Source organism: Kitasatospora sp. NPDC001309 (assembly GCF_042896295.1).
In the GTDB taxonomy this organism is placed as follows: domain Bacteria; phylum Actinomycetota; class Actinomycetes; order Streptomycetales; family Streptomycetaceae; genus Kitasatospora.
Genome location: NZ_JBIAXC010000020.1, coordinates 23,269 through 38,303 on the forward strand (window position 1 = coordinate 23,269; position 15,035 = coordinate 38,303).

General features: G+C 73.8%; 13 protein-coding genes. 8 read left to right on the top strand and 5 right to left on the bottom strand.

The features are described from left to right. Nucleotides 1-109: 109 nt before the first annotated feature. The 6 genes from ACFY2K_RS20890 (at nt 110) to rny (ending at nt 7,004) form a co-directional block, all read left to right on the top strand. Nucleotides 110-1,600 carry a S8 family serine peptidase gene (locus ACFY2K_RS20890; RefSeq protein ID WP_387713062.1) on the top strand — a complete coding sequence of 497 codons (1,491 nt, stop codon included), beginning with the start codon at nt 110-112 and terminating at the stop codon, nt 1,598-1,600. Nucleotides 1,601-1,667: 67 nt separating this feature from the next. Further along, nucleotides 1,668-1,862 carry a DUF3046 domain-containing protein gene (locus ACFY2K_RS20895; protein ID WP_375889406.1) on the top strand — a complete coding sequence of 65 codons (195 nt, stop codon included), beginning with the start codon at nt 1,668-1,670 and terminating at the stop codon, nt 1,860-1,862. A 24-nt stretch (nt 1,863-1,886) separates the two neighbouring features. Continuing rightward, entirely contained in the window at nt 1,887-3,095 is a 1,209-nt protein-coding gene (locus ACFY2K_RS20900; RefSeq protein WP_375889403.1) for an AI-2E family transporter, read from the top strand. Between the two features lie 258 nt (nt 3,096-3,353). Further along, nucleotides 3,354-4,478: a recombinase RecA gene (gene recA, locus ACFY2K_RS20905; RefSeq protein WP_375889400.1), complete on the top strand. Its 1,125-nt coding sequence runs from the start codon at nt 3,354-3,356 to the stop codon at nt 4,476-4,478. Between the two features lie 7 nt (nt 4,479-4,485). Next, nucleotides 4,486-5,490: a regulatory protein RecX gene (locus ACFY2K_RS20910; protein WP_387713066.1), complete on the top strand. Its 1,005-nt coding sequence runs from the start codon at nt 4,486-4,488 to the stop codon at nt 5,488-5,490. A 77-nt stretch (nt 5,491-5,567) separates the two neighbouring features. After that, nucleotides 5,568-7,004, top strand: coding sequence for a ribonuclease Y (gene rny, locus ACFY2K_RS20915; protein WP_387713068.1), 1,437 nt, complete (start codon nt 5,568-5,570; stop codon nt 7,002-7,004). A gap of 167 nt (nt 7,005-7,171) precedes the next feature. On the opposite strand, the gene ACFY2K_RS20920 is transcribed toward rny, so the two are convergent. The 5 genes from ACFY2K_RS20920 to ACFY2K_RS20940 all read right to left on the bottom strand — a co-directional run bounded on the left by ACFY2K_RS20920 (nt 7,172) and on the right by ACFY2K_RS20940 (nt 12,425). Beyond that, nucleotides 7,172-8,917 carry an FAD-dependent monooxygenase gene (locus tag ACFY2K_RS20920; RefSeq protein WP_375889395.1) on the bottom strand — a complete coding sequence of 582 codons (1,746 nt, stop codon included), beginning with the start codon at nt 8,915-8,917 and terminating at the stop codon, nt 7,172-7,174. 122 nt (nt 8,918-9,039) lie between these two features. Beyond that, nucleotides 9,040-9,888 (bottom strand): amino acid ABC transporter permease, encoded by an 849-nt coding sequence (locus ACFY2K_RS20925; RefSeq protein WP_375889392.1) that lies wholly within the window; start codon nt 9,886-9,888, stop codon nt 9,040-9,042. Beyond that, nucleotides 9,885-10,535, bottom strand: coding sequence for an amino acid ABC transporter permease (locus tag ACFY2K_RS20930; RefSeq protein ID WP_375889390.1), 651 nt, complete (start codon nt 10,533-10,535; stop codon nt 9,885-9,887). Before ACFY2K_RS20930 ends, ACFY2K_RS20925 begins: the two co-directional genes overlap by 4 nt. Nucleotides 10,536-10,582: 47 nt before the next feature. Then, entirely contained in the window at nt 10,583-11,491 is a 909-nt protein-coding gene (locus ACFY2K_RS20935; RefSeq protein ID WP_375889387.1) for a glutamate ABC transporter substrate-binding protein, read from the bottom strand. A 160-nt stretch (nt 11,492-11,651) separates the two neighbouring features. After that, a complete protein-coding gene (locus tag ACFY2K_RS20940; protein WP_360237471.1) occupies nt 11,652-12,425 on the bottom strand; it encodes an amino acid ABC transporter ATP-binding protein in 774 nt (257 codons plus the stop codon). Nucleotides 12,426-12,817: 392 nt separating this feature from the next. On the opposite strand from ACFY2K_RS20940, the gene ACFY2K_RS20945 reads away from it, so the two are divergent. Together ACFY2K_RS20945 and ACFY2K_RS20950 are read left to right on the top strand one after the other, a co-directional pair. Continuing rightward, complete coding sequence (locus ACFY2K_RS20945; RefSeq protein ID WP_375889384.1) at nt 12,818-13,576, top strand: response regulator transcription factor; 759 nt, start codon at nt 12,818-12,820, stop codon at nt 13,574-13,576. Between the two features lie 6 nt (nt 13,577-13,582). After that, nucleotides 13,583-15,013, top strand: a complete 1,431-nt coding sequence (locus tag ACFY2K_RS20950) for a sensor histidine kinase (RefSeq protein ID WP_375889383.1) — start codon at nt 13,583-13,585, stop codon at nt 15,011-15,013. Nucleotides 15,014-15,035 lie beyond the last annotated feature (22 nt).

Genomic DNA, 15,035 nt, shown 5'->3' on the forward strand with positions numbered 1-15,035 from the left:
CGGAGGGCGTGGGATGGCGCAGGCGCACCGGTCCGGGGCCGTTCACGGGGGTCGGTGCCCGGGGGGCCGTCGGCGCAGGGTCTGCGGGCCCACCTGGGTGCTGCTCGCGATGCTGCTCACGGCGCTGGTGCTCGGCGGCGCCGTGCCGTACGCCTCCGGGCCCGGGCGGGCGTACCTCAGCTATCTGGTGCTGGCCCGGCAGGACGACGCGGCGGGCGCCGCCCTGGCCGGGGCGCAGAGCCGGGCGGCGGGCGGGCAGGTGGTGCAGGAGTACCCGCAGATCGGGGCGGTGCTGGCGTACGCGACCGGCGGCTTCGCGGACCGGGTGCGGGCCCGGCCCGGGATCGCGGCGGTCGGGGCCACCCGGACGGCGCCGGTGGTGGGGCCGCCGCGGGCGGTCGACGGGGCGGGGGACTTCGCGGCGGGGGATGCCGTGGGCGGCAGTGCCGGGGCCGTCGGGAGCGGGAGCGCCGGAGGCGGCGGGTGGGGTGTCCGGGGGTCGGAGGGGCGGGACGGCGGGACCGCGACCCTTCCGGACCCGGGAGAGGGCGGGGCGTGGAACCTGAGCATGGTGCACGCGGAGCAGGGGCGGACCGGGGACGCCGCCGGAGGCGGTGCGCCGGGGGCCGAGGCGATGCGCAAGGTGCTGGTCGCCGTCCTGGACTCGGGCGTCGACGACACCCACCCGGACCTGCGGGCCGCCGTCGACCCCAAGGCCTCGGCCTCCTGCGCCGACGGACGCCCCGACGCCCGCACCGGCGCCTGGCGGCCCGACCCCGGAGTGACGGAGAGCGGGCACGGCACCCACGTCGCCGGGATCATCGGCGCGGCCCGCGACGGGCAGGGCGTCACCGGGGTCGCCCCCGGGGTGCGGATCGCCGCCGTGCGGCTGCTCGGGCCGCTCGGGCAGTACTACGCGGAGAACATCGTCTGCGGGATGCTCTGGGCGGCCGACCACGGGGCCAAGGCCGTCAACGACAGCTACTTCGCCGACCCGTGGAAGTACAACTGCCCCGAGGACCGGGACCAGGCGGCCCTGATCGCGGCCGTCGGGCGGGCCGTCGCGTACGCCCAGCGCAAGGGGGCCGTGGTGGTGGCCTCGGCGGGCAACGACGGACAGGACCTCGGCGCCGCCCGGACCGACGGGCGCAGCCCCAACGACCGGGTCTCCGGGCCGCCCCTCACCCGCCACCTGGGCACCGAGTGCATCCGCCTTCCCGGCGAGCTGCCCGGGGTCCTGACCGTCACGGCCGTCAACCGGGACGGGCGGCCGTCCTCCTACACCAACTACGGGCGGGGCAGGGTCTCGCTGGCGGCCCCGGGGGGCGACCCGGACGGGGGGCCGCAGGGGGCGATCGTCTCGGACTGGCCCGGCGGGCAGTACGCGGCGCTGGCGGGGACCTCGATGGCGGCGGCGCACGTGACGGGGGCGGTGGCGGTGGCGGCGGCGCTGCACCCGGGGGCCGGGTCGGGGGAGCTGGCGGGCGTGGTGGTGGGGGCGGCGGCGGCCGGGGCGGCGGCCGGAGGGTGTCCGGTGGGGGCCCGGGGGTGCGGCGACCGGCAGTACGTCGGGGTGGGGGTGGTGGTCGTGCCGCGGTGAGGGCCGCTGCGCGGGGCCGGTGCGTGGGGGTGGGTGGGGGCGTGGGGGGTTCGGGATACTTGGGGGCATGAGGCTGACCGAGTTCTGGCGACGGATGTACGCGCACTTCGGGGAGGGGTACGCGGAGTCGTTCGCGTCCGATCACGTGATGAGTGAGTTGGGCGGGCGGACGGTGCACCAGGCGTTGGAGGCGGGGTGGGAGGCCAAGGACGTGTGGCGGGTGGTGTGTGAGACCCAGGGGGTTTCGGCGCAGTTGCGCTGAGGGGCGGTGGGACAGACTGTCCGGGTGACTACGAGCGGAGAGCAGAAGCGCCGGGGCGAGCCGGTGCGGGGTGTCGAGGGGGAGCGGTCGTGGGGCGGGATGCCGCCCTGGTTGCCGCGCGCGATGGTGCTGTTCCTGGTGCTGGTGGGGCTGTTCCAGCTCGCGGACTGGGCGTTCCGGCAGTTGATCGACCTGTTCGTGATGCTGCTGGTGGCGTTCTTCCTGTCGCTGGCGCTGGAGCCGGCGGTGGACCGGATGGCGGCGCGGGGGGTGCGCCGGGGGGTGGGGACCTTCCTGGTGTTCGTCGCGGTCGGGGTCGCGGTGGTGGGATTCCTGGCGGCGCTGGGCACCTTGTTGGTGGATCAGGTGGCGAAGATCGCGGGGGACCTGCCGCACCTGGTGGACAACCTGATCGGCTGGGTCAACCGGACGTTCCACCAGGAGCTGTCGCTGGGGGAGCTGCAGAAGCGGCTGTTGAAGGACTCGGGGACGCTGGAGACCTACGTCCAGCAGGCCGCCGACAACGTCTGGGGGGTGTCCTCCACCCTGCTCGGGGGGCTGTTCCAGACCTTCACGGTGGGGCTGTTCACGTTCTACTTCACCGCCGAGGGGCCCCGGGTCCGCCGGACGGTCTGTTCGCTGCTGCCGCCGGCCAAGCAGGGCGAGGTGCTGCGGGCCTGGGAGATCGCGCTGGCCAAGACCGGCGGCTACCTGTACTCGCGGGCGGTGCTGGCGGTGGTGTCGGCGGCCGGGCACTGGGTGATGTTCGCGCTGATCGACCTGCCGTACTCGGCGGCGCTGGCGATCTGGGTGGGCGTCATGTCCCAGTTCGTGCCGACCATCGGGACGTACCTGGCGGGAGCGCTGCCGGTGCTGGTGGCACTCACCCTGGAGCCGGTGGACGCGCTGTGGGTGCTGGTCTTCACGGTGGTCTACCAGCAGGTCGAGAACTACGTGCTGCACCCGAGGATCACCGCCCGGACGGTGGACGTGCACCCGGCGGTGGCCTTCGGGGCGGTGATCGCGGGGGCGGCGCTGCTGGGTGCGGTGGGCGCGCTGATCGCGATCCCGGCGGCGGCGACCCTGCAGGGCTTCGTCGGGACGTACGTGCGGCGGTACGAGGTGGCCACCGACCCGCGGATCGACCGGGGGGAGCAGCGGCGGGCCCGGCGGGAGCTGCGCCGGGAGGCGGCGCGGCGGCTGCGGCGGATGGTCGGCGGCGACGGGGGATGACGGTCGGCGGGGAGTGACGCTCGACGGGGATGACGCTCGACGGGGTGGCGGTCGGCGGGGCGGGTGGTCGGGAGGGATCCGGCCGCCCGCCCCGCGGCGTGTTCGGGTGAGTGCGGGGCTTGAATCGAACAGATGTTCTTTTGTACTCTCCGGCGTGGAGTTTTCCACAGGGCGAGCCGGGTGGGGCTCGTTTGTCAGTGGGACGCGCTAGCGTCGAGGACGATGAAGCGCACAGCACAGAACCCGAGGGAAAAAGCCATGGCAGGTACGGACAAGGAGAAGGCCCTCGAGGCCGCGCTCGCCCAGATCGAGCGACAGTTCGGCAAGGGCTCGGTGATGCGCCTCGGCGAGAAGGCGAACGAGCCGATCGAGGTGATCTCCACCGGGTCGACCGCCCTGGACGTCGCCCTCGGGGTCGGCGGCATCCCGCGCGGCCGGGTGGTCGAGATCTACGGCCCCGAGTCCTCCGGTAAGACCACCCTGACGCTGCACCTGGCCGCCAACGCCCAGCGGGCCGGCGGCACGGTCGCCTTCGTCGACGCGGAGCACGCGCTCGACCCCGAGTACGCCAAGAAGCTCGGCGTGGACACCGACGCCCTGCTGGTCAGCCAGCCGGACACCGGTGAGCAGGCCCTGGAGATCACCGACATGCTGATCCGCTCCGGCGCGGTCGACCTGGTGATCATCGACTCGGTCGCGGCGCTCGTCCCGCGCGCCGAGATCGAGGGCGAGATGGGTGACTCGCACGTCGGTCTGCAGGCCCGTCTGATGAGCCAGGCGCTGCGCAAGATCGCCGGTGCGCTGAACCAGTCGAACACCACCGCCGTCTTCATCAACCAGCTGCGCGAGAAGATCGGCGTCATGTTCGGCTCGCCGGAGACCACGACCGGTGGCCGGGCGCTGAAGTTCTACGCCTCGGTCCGGCTGGACATCCGCCGCATCGAGACCCTCAAGGACGGCACCGAGGCGGTCGGCAACCGCACCCGCGTCAAGGTCGTCAAGAACAAGGTCGCCGCGCCGTTCAAGCAGGCCGAGTTCGACATCCTCTACGGCATCGGCATCAGCCGCGAGGGCGGCCTGATCGACATGGGCGTCGAGCACGGCTTCATCCGCAAGTCCGGCGCCTGGTACACCTACGAGGGCGACCAGCTCGGCCAGGGCAAGGAGAACGCCCGCAACTTCCTGCGGGACAACCCGCAGCTCGCCGACGAGATCGAGCGGAAGATCAAGGGCAAGCTCGGCATCGGTCCGAAGACCGAGGAGCCGGCCGAGGGCGAGCCGGAGGCCGCCGCTGCCGACGGCGCGGCCAAGCCGGTCACCGCGACCGCCGCGACCGCCGCCAAGACGGCCGCGGCGAAGAAGACGGCGGCTGCCAAGGCCTGAGCCGTTGATGCAGTACGACGTGGTGGGCGGCGGCCCGGCGGGCCCCGAGGACGACGACTACGGCCCGCCGGACTGGTTCGCCGCGGTCGCCGAGGAACCGGAGCCCGAACCGGCGCCGGAGCCCGAGCAGCGACCGTCGGCGACCCGGTCGTGGGCGCGCGCGGCCACCGAGCAGTGGACATCCGGCCCCGAGCCGGAGTTCGACCGGGCTCCGGCCCGGGCGGTGCGCGGCGCGGCGTCCGGCCCGGAGCCGGCGGAGCCCTCGGTCGAGGCGCTCGGCCTGGTCGCCGCCTCCGAGCTGCCCACCGGCCGGCGCCGGCGCCGCTCGGCGCTGGCGGCCGAGGAGCCGGATGCCGTCGGCCGGCGGCGCGAGGCCGGGGCGGCCGGTCACGGGGGTGCGGCCGCCCCGCCCGCCCGCCCGCGCCGGGCCCGGCGCGGCGAACGCTCCGACGAGGGCGTGCCGGTGGAGGAGAAGGGCACCGCCCGCACCTCCCGCAAGCGGGCCGAGGAGCAGGCCGACCCGGAGACCCGGGCCCGGGACATCTGCCTGCGGCTGCTCACCGGCACCGCCAAGAGCCGCAAGCAACTCGCCGACGCGCTGCGCAAGCGGGAGATCCCGGAGGACGTCGCCGAGCAGGTGCTCACCCGGCTGGAAGAGGTCGGGCTGATCGACGACGCGGCCTTCGCCGCGGCCTGGGTGGAGTCCCGGCACGCCGTCCGGGGCCTGTCCCGGCGGGCGCTGGCCCAGGAGCTGCGCACCAAGGGCGTCGCCGCCGACCTGGTCGAGCAGGCCCTCGTCCAGGTCGACCACGACGACGAGACGGACGCGGCCCGGGCGCTGGTCGAGCGCAAGCTTCGGTCCACCCGCGGCTTGGACCCGCAGGTCCGCACCCGGCGGCTGGTCGGCGTGCTGGCCCGGCGCGGCTACTCCGAGGGCCTGGCCTTCCGGGTGGTGCGCGCCGCGCTGGAGGAGGAAGCGGCCGCGGACCCGTCGGGACACGCGGGGGAGTAGTGGCAGTTCGGTGGCTTTCTTGGTCCGGACCAGGCCGAGTCTTGACCCTTTCGTGACCCGCACCTAGCCTCGCACGCATGAGGATCTCGGCGGGCACCGCTACCGGTGGCTCCCTGGTGCCGATCGTCGGGTCGGCCGTCGCCGTCCTGCTGGTGATCGCGGTGCTGGTCGTGCTGGTGTTCAGGCGCTCACAGGCCGCCCGGCGGCAGGCGCTGGCCGAGGCCGGCCGCCGGCAGGACGAACTCGCGCGGCGCGAGGAGGACTTGGCCGAGGAGCTCCGCCGGCTGCGCCAGCGCGAGGACGAACTGGCCTCGCGCTCGGCCGAGTTGGAGCACTCCCGGGGCGAGGTCGAGGCGCTCGCGGCCCGCCGGGCGGCGGCCCTGGAGCACGCCGCCGGGCTCTCCGCCGAGCAGGCGCACGCCCAACTGCTGCGCGAGGCCGAGGAGTCGGCCCGGCGGGAGGCGGCCGTCACGGTCCGGGAGATCGAGCGCGGGGCCAAGGAGGAGGGCGAGAGCCGGGCCCGGTCCATCCTGGCCGGGGCGATCCAGCGGCTGGCCTCGGAGCAGACCGCGGAGACCGCCGTCACCGTCTTCCGGCTGCCGGGCGAGGAGATGAAGGGCCGGATCATCGGCCGCGAGGGCCGCAACATCCGCGCCTTCGAGGCGGTCACCGGCGTCAACCTGATCATCGACGACACCCCGGCCTCGGTGCAGCTCTCCTGCTTCGACCCGGTCCGCCGGGAGGCCGCCCGGCTCACCCTGGAGCAACTGGTCGAGGACGGCCGGATCCAGCCGAGCCGGATCGAGCAGGTCCACGAGCGCAGCCGGGCCGAGGTCGAGCAGCGCTGCGTCCGGGCCGGCGAGGACGCCCTGCTGGACGCCCGGATCGGCGGGCTGCACCCCGAACTCGTCCGCACCCTGGGCTCCCTGCGCTACCGCGCCTCCTACGGGCAGAACGTGCTCGGCCACCTGCTGGAGTCCGCGCACCTGGCCGGGATGATGGCCGCCGAACTGGGGGTGGACCCGGAGCCGGTGCGCCGGGCGGCGCTGCTGCACGACATCGGCAAGGCGCTCACCCACGAGGTCGAGGGCAGCCACGCGGCGGTCGGCGCGGACTTCGCCCGGCGGCACGGGGAGTCCCCCGAGGTGGTGCACGCGATCGCCGCCCACCACGGCGAGGTGGAGCCCCGGACGGTGACGGCCGTGCTGACCCAGGCCGCGGACGCCTGCTCGGGCGGGCGGCCGGGGGCGCGCAAGGAGTCGCTGGAGCTGCACGTGCGGCGGCTGGCCCGGCTGGAGGAGATCGCCCGTTCGCACGAGGGGGTGGCCGAGGTGTACGCGATGCAGGCCGGGCGCGAGGTGCGGGTGATGGTCCGGCCGGACACGGTGGACGACCTCGGGGCGGAGCTGATCGCCCGGGAGGTGGCCCGGCAGGTCTCGGCGGAGCTGACCTACCCGGGCCAGATCCGGGTGACGGTGGTGCGGGAGAGCCGGGCCACGGCGGTGGCGGGTTAGGGCCTGTCCGGCGGATCTTGCCAGGCGCGCGACGCCGGGCATCCCGCCTGGACGCACGCCCGAATCGCCCAAGTACGTCCAGTACGAGGCCGACTCGGGCGCACGCCCAGCCGGGCGCCCAACGCCGCGCGCTGATCTGCCAAGATCCGCCGGACAGGCCCTAGGCCTTAGCTCTGGCTCGCCGAGTCGACCTGCTGGGGTTCGGGTTCCGGCGCGGTCCCGGGCTCGGGCTCGGGTTCCGGCCCGGGCGGGCCGGCGATCGGGGCCGGGCCGCCGCGGGCGTGGTCGGCGAGGGCCAGGAGGTCCTCGGCGGCGGCGCCCTGGGTGACGCCGACCAGGTGCCCGTCCGGCCGGATCAGCAGGACGGTGTGCGGCCCGGCGCCCGGGTACTCCTCGGTGACCAGCACCTCGGCGGGCACCGGCAGCGCGGCGCAGACCTCGGCGAGCCGGGGCATCAGGCCGGCGCCCAGCCAGTGCTCGGCCGACCAGACCGCGGTGCCGGGGGCGACCAGCAGCAGTAGGAAGGTGGCGCCCAGCCGGGCGTGCAGGTGGTCCGGGGTGCCGTCGGCGGCGAGCACCGGGAGGTCCGGGACGAGTACGCCGGGGGCGGTGGCGGGCAGCAGTTCGCTGAGCGAGGTGGTGCCGCGGGCGCCGCGCTGGACCGGGACCCGGCCGGGGACGCCGGAGGGCGCCGCCGGGTAGGCGGGCGCGCCGCCGAAGCGGCCGCTGCCCAGCTGGCCGTCGGCGAGCATCGGGGCGTGCTTGCGGAAGCCGCCGACCAGCAGTGAGCGGCGGGTCTGCTGCCAGCCGCGCAGCGGGCGCAGCAGCGGCATCGACTGGTCGACGGCGCGCAGCCGGGCGCCGACCGCGCCGCGCCGCTCGGCCTCGTAGCCGTCCAGCAGCGAGCCGCCGGGCTGGGGGCCGCCGGAGTGGAGGTGCCAGGCGAGGGCGAGCCGCCAGGCGAGGTTGTCGGCGTCGCGCAGCCCGTCGGCGAGGTTCTGCATGCCGAGGGCGCCGTGCAGGTGGGCGGCGTCGCCGGCGAGGAAGCAGCGGCCGTTGCGGAAGCGGGCGGCGAGGCGCTGCTGGGCCGTGTGGTCGGCGGCCGCGAGCAGCTCGTAGCGGGGGAGTTCGCCGCACCAGCCGGTGAGGGTGGCGGTGACCCGGGTGAGCAGGGTGTCGCCGGTGACGACGCCGGGCCAGGTGGCGTGCGGGTCGACCTGTTCGGTGGGGGCGGGGCGGCCGGGGGGCAGGCGCCAGTCGATCCGCCAGACGCCGTCGGGCAGCGGGCGGGCGGTGGCCTCGCGGTCGCCGCGCCACGGGGGTTCGCGGTGCAGCCGGGCGCCGTCGAAGGGCAGGTCGACCCGGACGGTGGCGATGGCGTTGCGGTCGACCGCGGGGCGGCCGGGGAAGCGGATCTTCAACAGCTTGCGGACGGCGGAACGGGCGCCGTCGCAGCCGACCAGGTGGCTGCCGCGCCACCAGGTGCTGGAGCCGTCCTGGGTGCCGTGGGTGCGGACGCTGACCCCGTCGCGGTCCTGTTCGAGTTCGACCACCCGGTTCAGCGGGACCAGCCGGACCAGCGGGGTGCCGGTCAGGGCGTCCCGCAGTCCGCGCTGGAGGCGGTGCTGGGGGAGGTGGAAGGTGGGCGAGTCGGTGAGGTCGATCTTCAGCACCTCCTGACGGCGGCGCCAGACCTCGAAGGTGTCCCACAGGGCCGAGTCGGAGACGGCCCGGGAGTAGCCGATCCGGGTCAGGAAGGCGGTGGTGTCGGCGCCGAGGACGACGCTGCGGGGGCCCTCCGGGCAGAGCCCGGAGCCCTCGTCCAGGACGACGGTCGGGACCTCGTGCCGGGCCAGCGCGAGGGCCAGGGCCAGACCGACCGGTCCGGCCCCGACCACGATCACCGGATCCATGCGGGGACCTCCGGGGACGAACCGGCCCATGGGCCGGCGTCAGTTACCGCTGCCGCATATGCCGCGTGGATGCTCCCGGGAGGTGTCACGAAGAGCAATGCAACAGTTCGCCTGGGTGTCCGTCAAGCAGCAGATGAAGTGCGCCGGTTCGCGCCGCGACGGCCACGTGCTTCGATCCACCGCGCGAGCGCGGTCAACAGGAGGCACAGGACGATGTAGATCGGGGCGATCACCAGGACCACGGGGATGTAGGGGAAGCCCGCGGCGTTCAACGGCTGGCTGGCGATCTTCTTGCCCATGAACAGCAGCTCGTTGTACGTGATGATGTAGCCCAGCGAGGTGTCCTTGAGGGTGACGACCAGCTGGCCGATCATCGTCGGCAGCATCGAGCGGACGGCCTGCGGCACCAGGATGCCGGACATCACCTGGGTCTTGCGCATCCCGAGGGCGTACGCCGCCTCGCCCTGGCCGCGCGGCACGGCGTTGACGCCGCTGCGGATGATCTCCGCCTGGACCGCGCCGTTGTACAGGGTGAGGCCGAGCACCAGCGCCCACATCGGGTCCTTGGCGAAGAACGCGTAGTAGAGCGCGACGATCAGGATCAGCAGCGGCATCGCCCGGAAGAACTGGACGACCGAGGTGCAGGTCCAGCGGACCGGCTTGTGGTCGGACAGCTGTCCGGCGGCCAGCAGCGCGCCCAGGGTGAGCGAGAGGGCGGCCGCCAGGCCGAAGGCCTTGAGGGTGGACAGCAGGCCGTCCACGATCATCTGCTGGACGAAGGTGTACTGGAACGGGTCCCACAGGTCGGCGTCGAACTGGCCGTTGTCGGCGAGCGCGGAGACGACGTACCAGAGCAGGCCCGCGATGCCGATCGCCCCGAGGACGCCGAACAGGCGGTAGCGGGCCCGGGCCCGGGGGCCGGGGGTGTCGTAGAGGACGCTCGCCGACGCCTGGCGCTGGAAAACACTCATCGGGCCACCGCCAGTCGGGATTCCAGGAAACGGAAGAACGAGGCGACCGTCGCGCTGATCAGCAGGTAGGCGCAGGCCACCCAGAAGAAGATCGCGAAGATCGAGTAGCCGCGTTCGGAGAAGGTCTGCTGGGCGCTGTACAGCTCGCCGACGCTGAACGCGCCGGCGATCGCCGAGTTCCTCGGCAGCGCGATGAACACGCTGCTCATCGGGGCCAGCACCGTCCGGGTGGCCTGCGGCAGCACGACCAGGGTGAGGGTCTGGAAGAAGTTCATGCCGAGGCTGCGGGCGGCCTCCGCCTGGCCGAGCGGCACGGTGTTGATGCCGGAGCGGATCACCTCGCAGACGAACGAGGCGGTGTACCCGCCGAGCGCCAGCACCGCGAAGACGAGGTGGCTGAAGTGCACGCCCAGCGGTGGCAGGCCGAAGGTGACGGCGAAGAACAGCAGGGTCAGCGGGGTGTTGCGGAACAGCGTCACCCAGGTCGTGCCGAAGGCGCGCAGGACCGGCACCGGGGAGACCCGGAAGGCCGCCAGCAGGGTGCCCAGCAGCAGGGCGAGCAGGGCGCTGAGCGCGCTCAGCTCGATCGTCTGCAGGAAGCCGTCGCGGAACAACGCGAAGTTGTCCTGCTCGAACAGGAACCCCATCCGGCGGCCCTCCTCTCACAGATGGTCAGGGGCGGACAGTGTGCGGATCAGTAGCGGTCGAGGGTCGGGACCGCCGGGGCGGCCGAGCCGGACGCCCCGAGGGTGGCGTCGTAGGCCTTCTTCCAGTCGCCGTTGTCCTCGTGGGCCTTGAGGGCGTCGCTGATCGCGTCCCGCAGCGCCTTGTCGTCCTTGTTGAGGCCGACGCCGTAGTTCTCCTTGGTGAAGGGCTTGCCGACGACCCTGAGCTTGGGGGCGTACTTGGAGGCGTAGCCGTTGAGGATCGCGTCGTCGGTGGTGACCGCGTCGACCTCGCCGGAGAGCAGCTTCTCGACGCAGGCCGAGTAGGTGTCGAACTGGGTGATCTTCGGGTTGTACTGCTGGATGTTCTTGATCGAGGTCGAGCCGGTGGCGGTGCAGACGTTCTTGCCGCTGATGCTCTCCGGGCCGGTGATCGAGGTGTTGTCCTTCTTCACCAGGAAGTCCTGGCCGGCGATGTAGTACGGGCCGGCGAAGGAGACCGTCTTCTTGCGCTCGTCGTTGATGCTGTAGGTGCCGACGTAGAAGTCGATCTGGCCCTTGGCGATGGCCGGCTCGCGCTGCGAGGAGACCAGGGTCTGCCACTTGATCTGCTGCGGGGTGAAGCCGAGGTCGGCGGCGACCATCTTGGCGATCTCGATGTCGAAGCCGCTGCGGTCGCCGCTGGCGACGTCCTCCCAGCCGAGGTTCGGCTGGTCGGCCTTGGCGCCGATGATCAGCTGGCCGCGCTTCTTGGCCTCGGCCAGCACCGCGGAGTCGATCTTGACGTCGGTCTTGACCGTGTAGGTCGGCAGCGCCGGGGCGTTGCTGGCGCTCGCCGCGTTGTTGGAGGCGGCGGGGGTGCCGTCCTTGCCGCAGGCGGCGGTGGCGGTGAGCGCGACGGCACAGAGCGCCACGGCGAGGGTGCGGGAAGTCCTCATGAGGGTTGGTCTCCTGGGGCTGGGCCACGGTGTCGACCGGGCTCTGGCGTCTGGAAGTCGGTACACGTGCGGGGTCGGCCGGCGTCCTTGCCGGCGGCGGCCCCGGTGGTCTGGGAGGCGGTCCTGAACGGTCCCGGCCGGTTGCGGCCGGCCCCGGGCGTCAGTGGTGGAGGATCTTGGAGAGGAAGTCCTTGGCGCGGTCGGAGCGCGGCGCGGTGAAGAAGGCGTCCGGGGTGTTCTGCTCGACGATCTTCCCGTCGGCCATGAACAGCACCCGGTTGGCGGCGGAGCGGGCGAAGCCCATCTCGTGGGTGACCACGACCATGGTCATGCCGTCGGCGGCCAGCTGGCGCATGACCTCCAGCACCTCGTTGACCATCTCCGGGTCGAGCGCCGAGGTCGGCTCGTCGAAGAGCATCACCTTCGGCTTCATCGCCAGCGCCCGGGCGATCGCCACGCGCTGCTGCTGGCCGCCGGAGAGCTGGGCCGGGAACTTGTCCGCCTGGGCCCCGACGCCGACCCGGTCGAGCAGCTCGCGGGCGGTCTTCTCGGCGTGCCCGCGGAGCACCTTGCGCACCTTGACCTGCGCCAGGACGACGTTCTCCAGCACGGTCTTGTGCGCGAAGAGGTTGAAGCTCTGGAAGACCATGCCGACCTCGGCGCGCAGCCGCGCCAGCTCCCGGCCCTCGGCGGGCAGCGGGCGGCCGGACAGGGTGATCTCCCCGGAGTCGATGGTCTCCAGCCGGTTGATCGTCCGGCAGAGCGTGGACTTGCCCGACCCGGAGGGGCCGATCAGCACCACGACCTCGCCCTGGCGGATCTCCAGGTCGATGTCCTGGAGCACGTGCAGCGCGCCGTAGTGCTTGTTGACCTTGTTCAGCACGACCAGCGGGGCGGCTGCGGGGGTGGAGTCCTCGACCGGGCTCTCGGACATCGCGCCTGCTCCCTACTGTGTCGAACTGGGGTGAACCCTGCCTGCCCGGGAAGTTCCAACTCCCTTGGGCGGCAATGGTGATAAGAAATCCGGGAGCCGCGACCGGCGGAGCCGCAGCCCCCGGTGGGGCGACCATAGGAGCGGTGACGGTGCCCCGTCAGCCGATCTGAGCGGAACTTGAGGATCACGAAACGGCCACGCGATCCGTACGTACTGTTCGCGAGTGCGTCGACGGGGCATGTCACAGCGGGGATCCGTGCCGGTGCTCGCCGTCCCCCGCGAGCCCGGTCCGCGGGCGAACCTGGCGCCGGGCCGCCCGCTGGCCCATACTGCGCAGGACCGGTCCCGGACCGATCGGTCCGGTGATCACAAGGGGGAAGGAGGAGAACAGGATGCGACTGCTGCTCGTCGAGGACGACGAACGCGTGGCCGCGGCACTGGTCGCGGTGCTCGGCCGGCACGGCTTCCAGGTGCGGCACGCCCGCAGCGGGCACGAGGCGCTGGACGCCCTGGTGCCGGACGGCAACGACCCGTACCGCGTCGTGCTGCTCGACCTCGGGCTGCCCGACCGCGACGGCTTCGAGGTGTGCAGCCGGATCCGGGCCGGCAGCGGAGTCCCGGTGATCATGGTGACCGCCCGCGCCGACATCCGCTCCCGGATCCACGGTCTCAACCTGGGCGCCGACGACTACGTCACCAAGCCGTACGACATGGGCGAACTGCTCGCCCGCATCCACGCCGTCGCCCGCCGCGGCGCCCAGCCGTCCTCGGTCGCGGTGCCCGCGCCCGACGCCGTGCCGCAGCAGCGCGGCCCGCTGGAGTCCCGCGGCATCCGGATCGACCGCGAGCGCCGCCGGGTCAGCGTGGACGGCCGCGACGTGCCGCTCACCCGCAAGGAGTTCGACCTGCTGGCGCTGCTCGCCCAGAGCCCCGGCGTGGTCTACCGGCGCGAGCAGATCTTCAGCGAGGTCTGGCGCAGCGGCTGGGAGGGCAACGGCCGCACCCTGGAGGTGCACATCGGCTCGCTGCGCAACAAGCTGGCGCTGCCCGGCCTGGTCGAGGCCGTGCGCGGCGTCGGCTACCGGCTGATCCCCGACTCCCCGGCCTCCCCCGGGTCCGACCGGACCCCGCCCGCCCCCGCGGAGCACTGACCGCACGTGCGCACCCGCCTGCTCGGCATCCTGATCGCCCTCATGCTCTGCGTCCTGGCCGCCCTGGGGCTGCCGCTCGCGGCGGCGTTCGCGGCGGCCGAGCAGAGCAGGGTGGTGGTCGACCGGCTCGACGACGCCGCCCGCTTCGCCCAGGACCTGCCCACCTCCGGCGCCACCCTGGACTCCGCCCGCAAGGGCGACCCGGAGCCCGCCCCCGGCGACCTCAGCCGGCGGCACGCGATCGCCACCGAGGTCCAGCGCTACTACGACCTGTACGGCGTCCGCCTCGGCATCTTCCAGCGCGACGGCACGTCGATAGCGGTCGCCCCCCGCGACTGGGGGGTGCCCGCCGTCGGCTGGGGCGCCCAGGCCTTCCAGGAGGCGTTGGACGGGCGGCGCAGCCACAACCCGCCGCAGGTCTGGCCGTGGACCGAGGACCGGACGATCACCGTCGCCGCCCCCGTGGTGCGCGACGGCGACGTGGTCGCGGTGGTGCTGAGCGAGTCGCCGACCGGGGCGCTGCGGGCCCGGGTGCTGCACAAGTGGCTGGTGCTGGCCGGCGGCGAGGCGGCCGCGATGGCCGTCGCCGTGCTGCTGGCCGTCCGGCTCACCGAGTGGGTGCTGCGCCCCGTCCGCACCCTCGACCGGGCCACCCACGACATCGCCACCGGCCGGATGGCCGCCCGGGTCGCCCCCGGCGGCGGGCCGCCCGAACTCCAGCGGCTGGCACGCTCGTTCAACGAGATGGCGGACCACGTGGTGCACGCCATGGACCAGCAGAAGGCCTTCGTCGCGGACGCCTCGCACCAGCTGCGCAATCCGCTCTCGGCCCTGCTGCTGCGGGTCGAGGTGCTCGGCCTGGAGCTGCCCGAGGGGCACGAGGAGGAGCTCAGCGGCGTCCGGGAGGAGGGCACCCGGCTGGCCCGGGTGCTGGACGACCTGCTCGGGCTGGCCACCGCCGAGCACGCCCGCCCCGAACCCGAGCAGACCGACCTCGCCCGGCTGACCCTCGCCCGGGTGGACGGCTGGCGGCCGGTCGCCGAGCAGCGCGGGATCGAGCTGCGCTGGGACGGCCCGGCGCTGGCGATCGGGATGGCCGACCCGATCGGCTTCGGCTCCGCGCTGGACGCCGTCCTGGACAACGCGCTCAAGTTCGGCCCGGCCGGCAGCCAGGTGCTGTTGCGGGTCTCGGTGTTCCGGGACGAGGTCGCGGTGACCGTCAGCGACACCGGGCCCGGGCTGACCGAGGACGAGCTCGCCCGGGCCGGGGACCGGTTCTGGCGCAGCGCGCGGCACCAGAACGTGGACGGCTCCGGACTGGGCCTGTCCATCGCCCGCACCCTGCTGGCGGCGGGCGGCGGCTCGCTCGGCTTCGCCCCGGTCCGGCCGACCGGGCTCGCGGTGACGCTGGCGGTGCCGCGGCCGGGACGGCCGTAGCACCCGGGGCCGCCACGGCCTG

Bases quoted from the DNA above. Each gene is read 5' to 3' on its own strand.
- ACFY2K_RS20925 (WP_375889392.1), bottom strand. From the start codon at position 9,888: ATGAGTGTTTTCCAGCGCCAGGCGTCGGCGAGCGTCCTCTACGACACC.
- ACFY2K_RS20895 (WP_375889406.1), top strand. From the start codon at position 1,668: ATGAGGCTGACCGAGTTCTGGCGACGGATGTACGCGCACTTCGGGGAG.
- ACFY2K_RS20935 (WP_375889387.1), bottom strand. From the start codon at position 11,491: ATGAGGACTTCCCGCACCCTCGCCGTGGCGCTCTGTGCCGTCGCGCTC.
- ACFY2K_RS20945 (WP_375889384.1), top strand. From the start codon at position 12,818: ATGCGACTGCTGCTCGTCGAGGACGACGAACGCGTGGCCGCGGCACTG.
- rny (WP_387713068.1), top strand. From the start codon at position 5,568: ATGAGGATCTCGGCGGGCACCGCTACCGGTGGCTCCCTGGTGCCGATC.
- recA (WP_375889400.1), top strand. From the start codon at position 3,354: ATGGCAGGTACGGACAAGGAGAAGGCCCTCGAGGCCGCGCTCGCCCAG.
- ACFY2K_RS20890 (WP_387713062.1), top strand. From the start codon at position 110: ATGCTGCTCACGGCGCTGGTGCTCGGCGGCGCCGTGCCGTACGCCTCC.
- ACFY2K_RS20910 (WP_387713066.1), top strand. From the start codon at position 4,486: ATGCAGTACGACGTGGTGGGCGGCGGCCCGGCGGGCCCCGAGGACGAC.
- ACFY2K_RS20940 (WP_360237471.1), bottom strand. From the start codon at position 12,425: ATGTCCGAGAGCCCGGTCGAGGACTCCACCCCCGCAGCCGCCCCGCTG.
- ACFY2K_RS20930 (WP_375889390.1), bottom strand. From the start codon at position 10,535: ATGGGGTTCCTGTTCGAGCAGGACAACTTCGCGTTGTTCCGCGACGGC.
- ACFY2K_RS20920 (WP_375889395.1), bottom strand. From the start codon at position 8,917: ATGGATCCGGTGATCGTGGTCGGGGCCGGACCGGTCGGTCTGGCCCTG.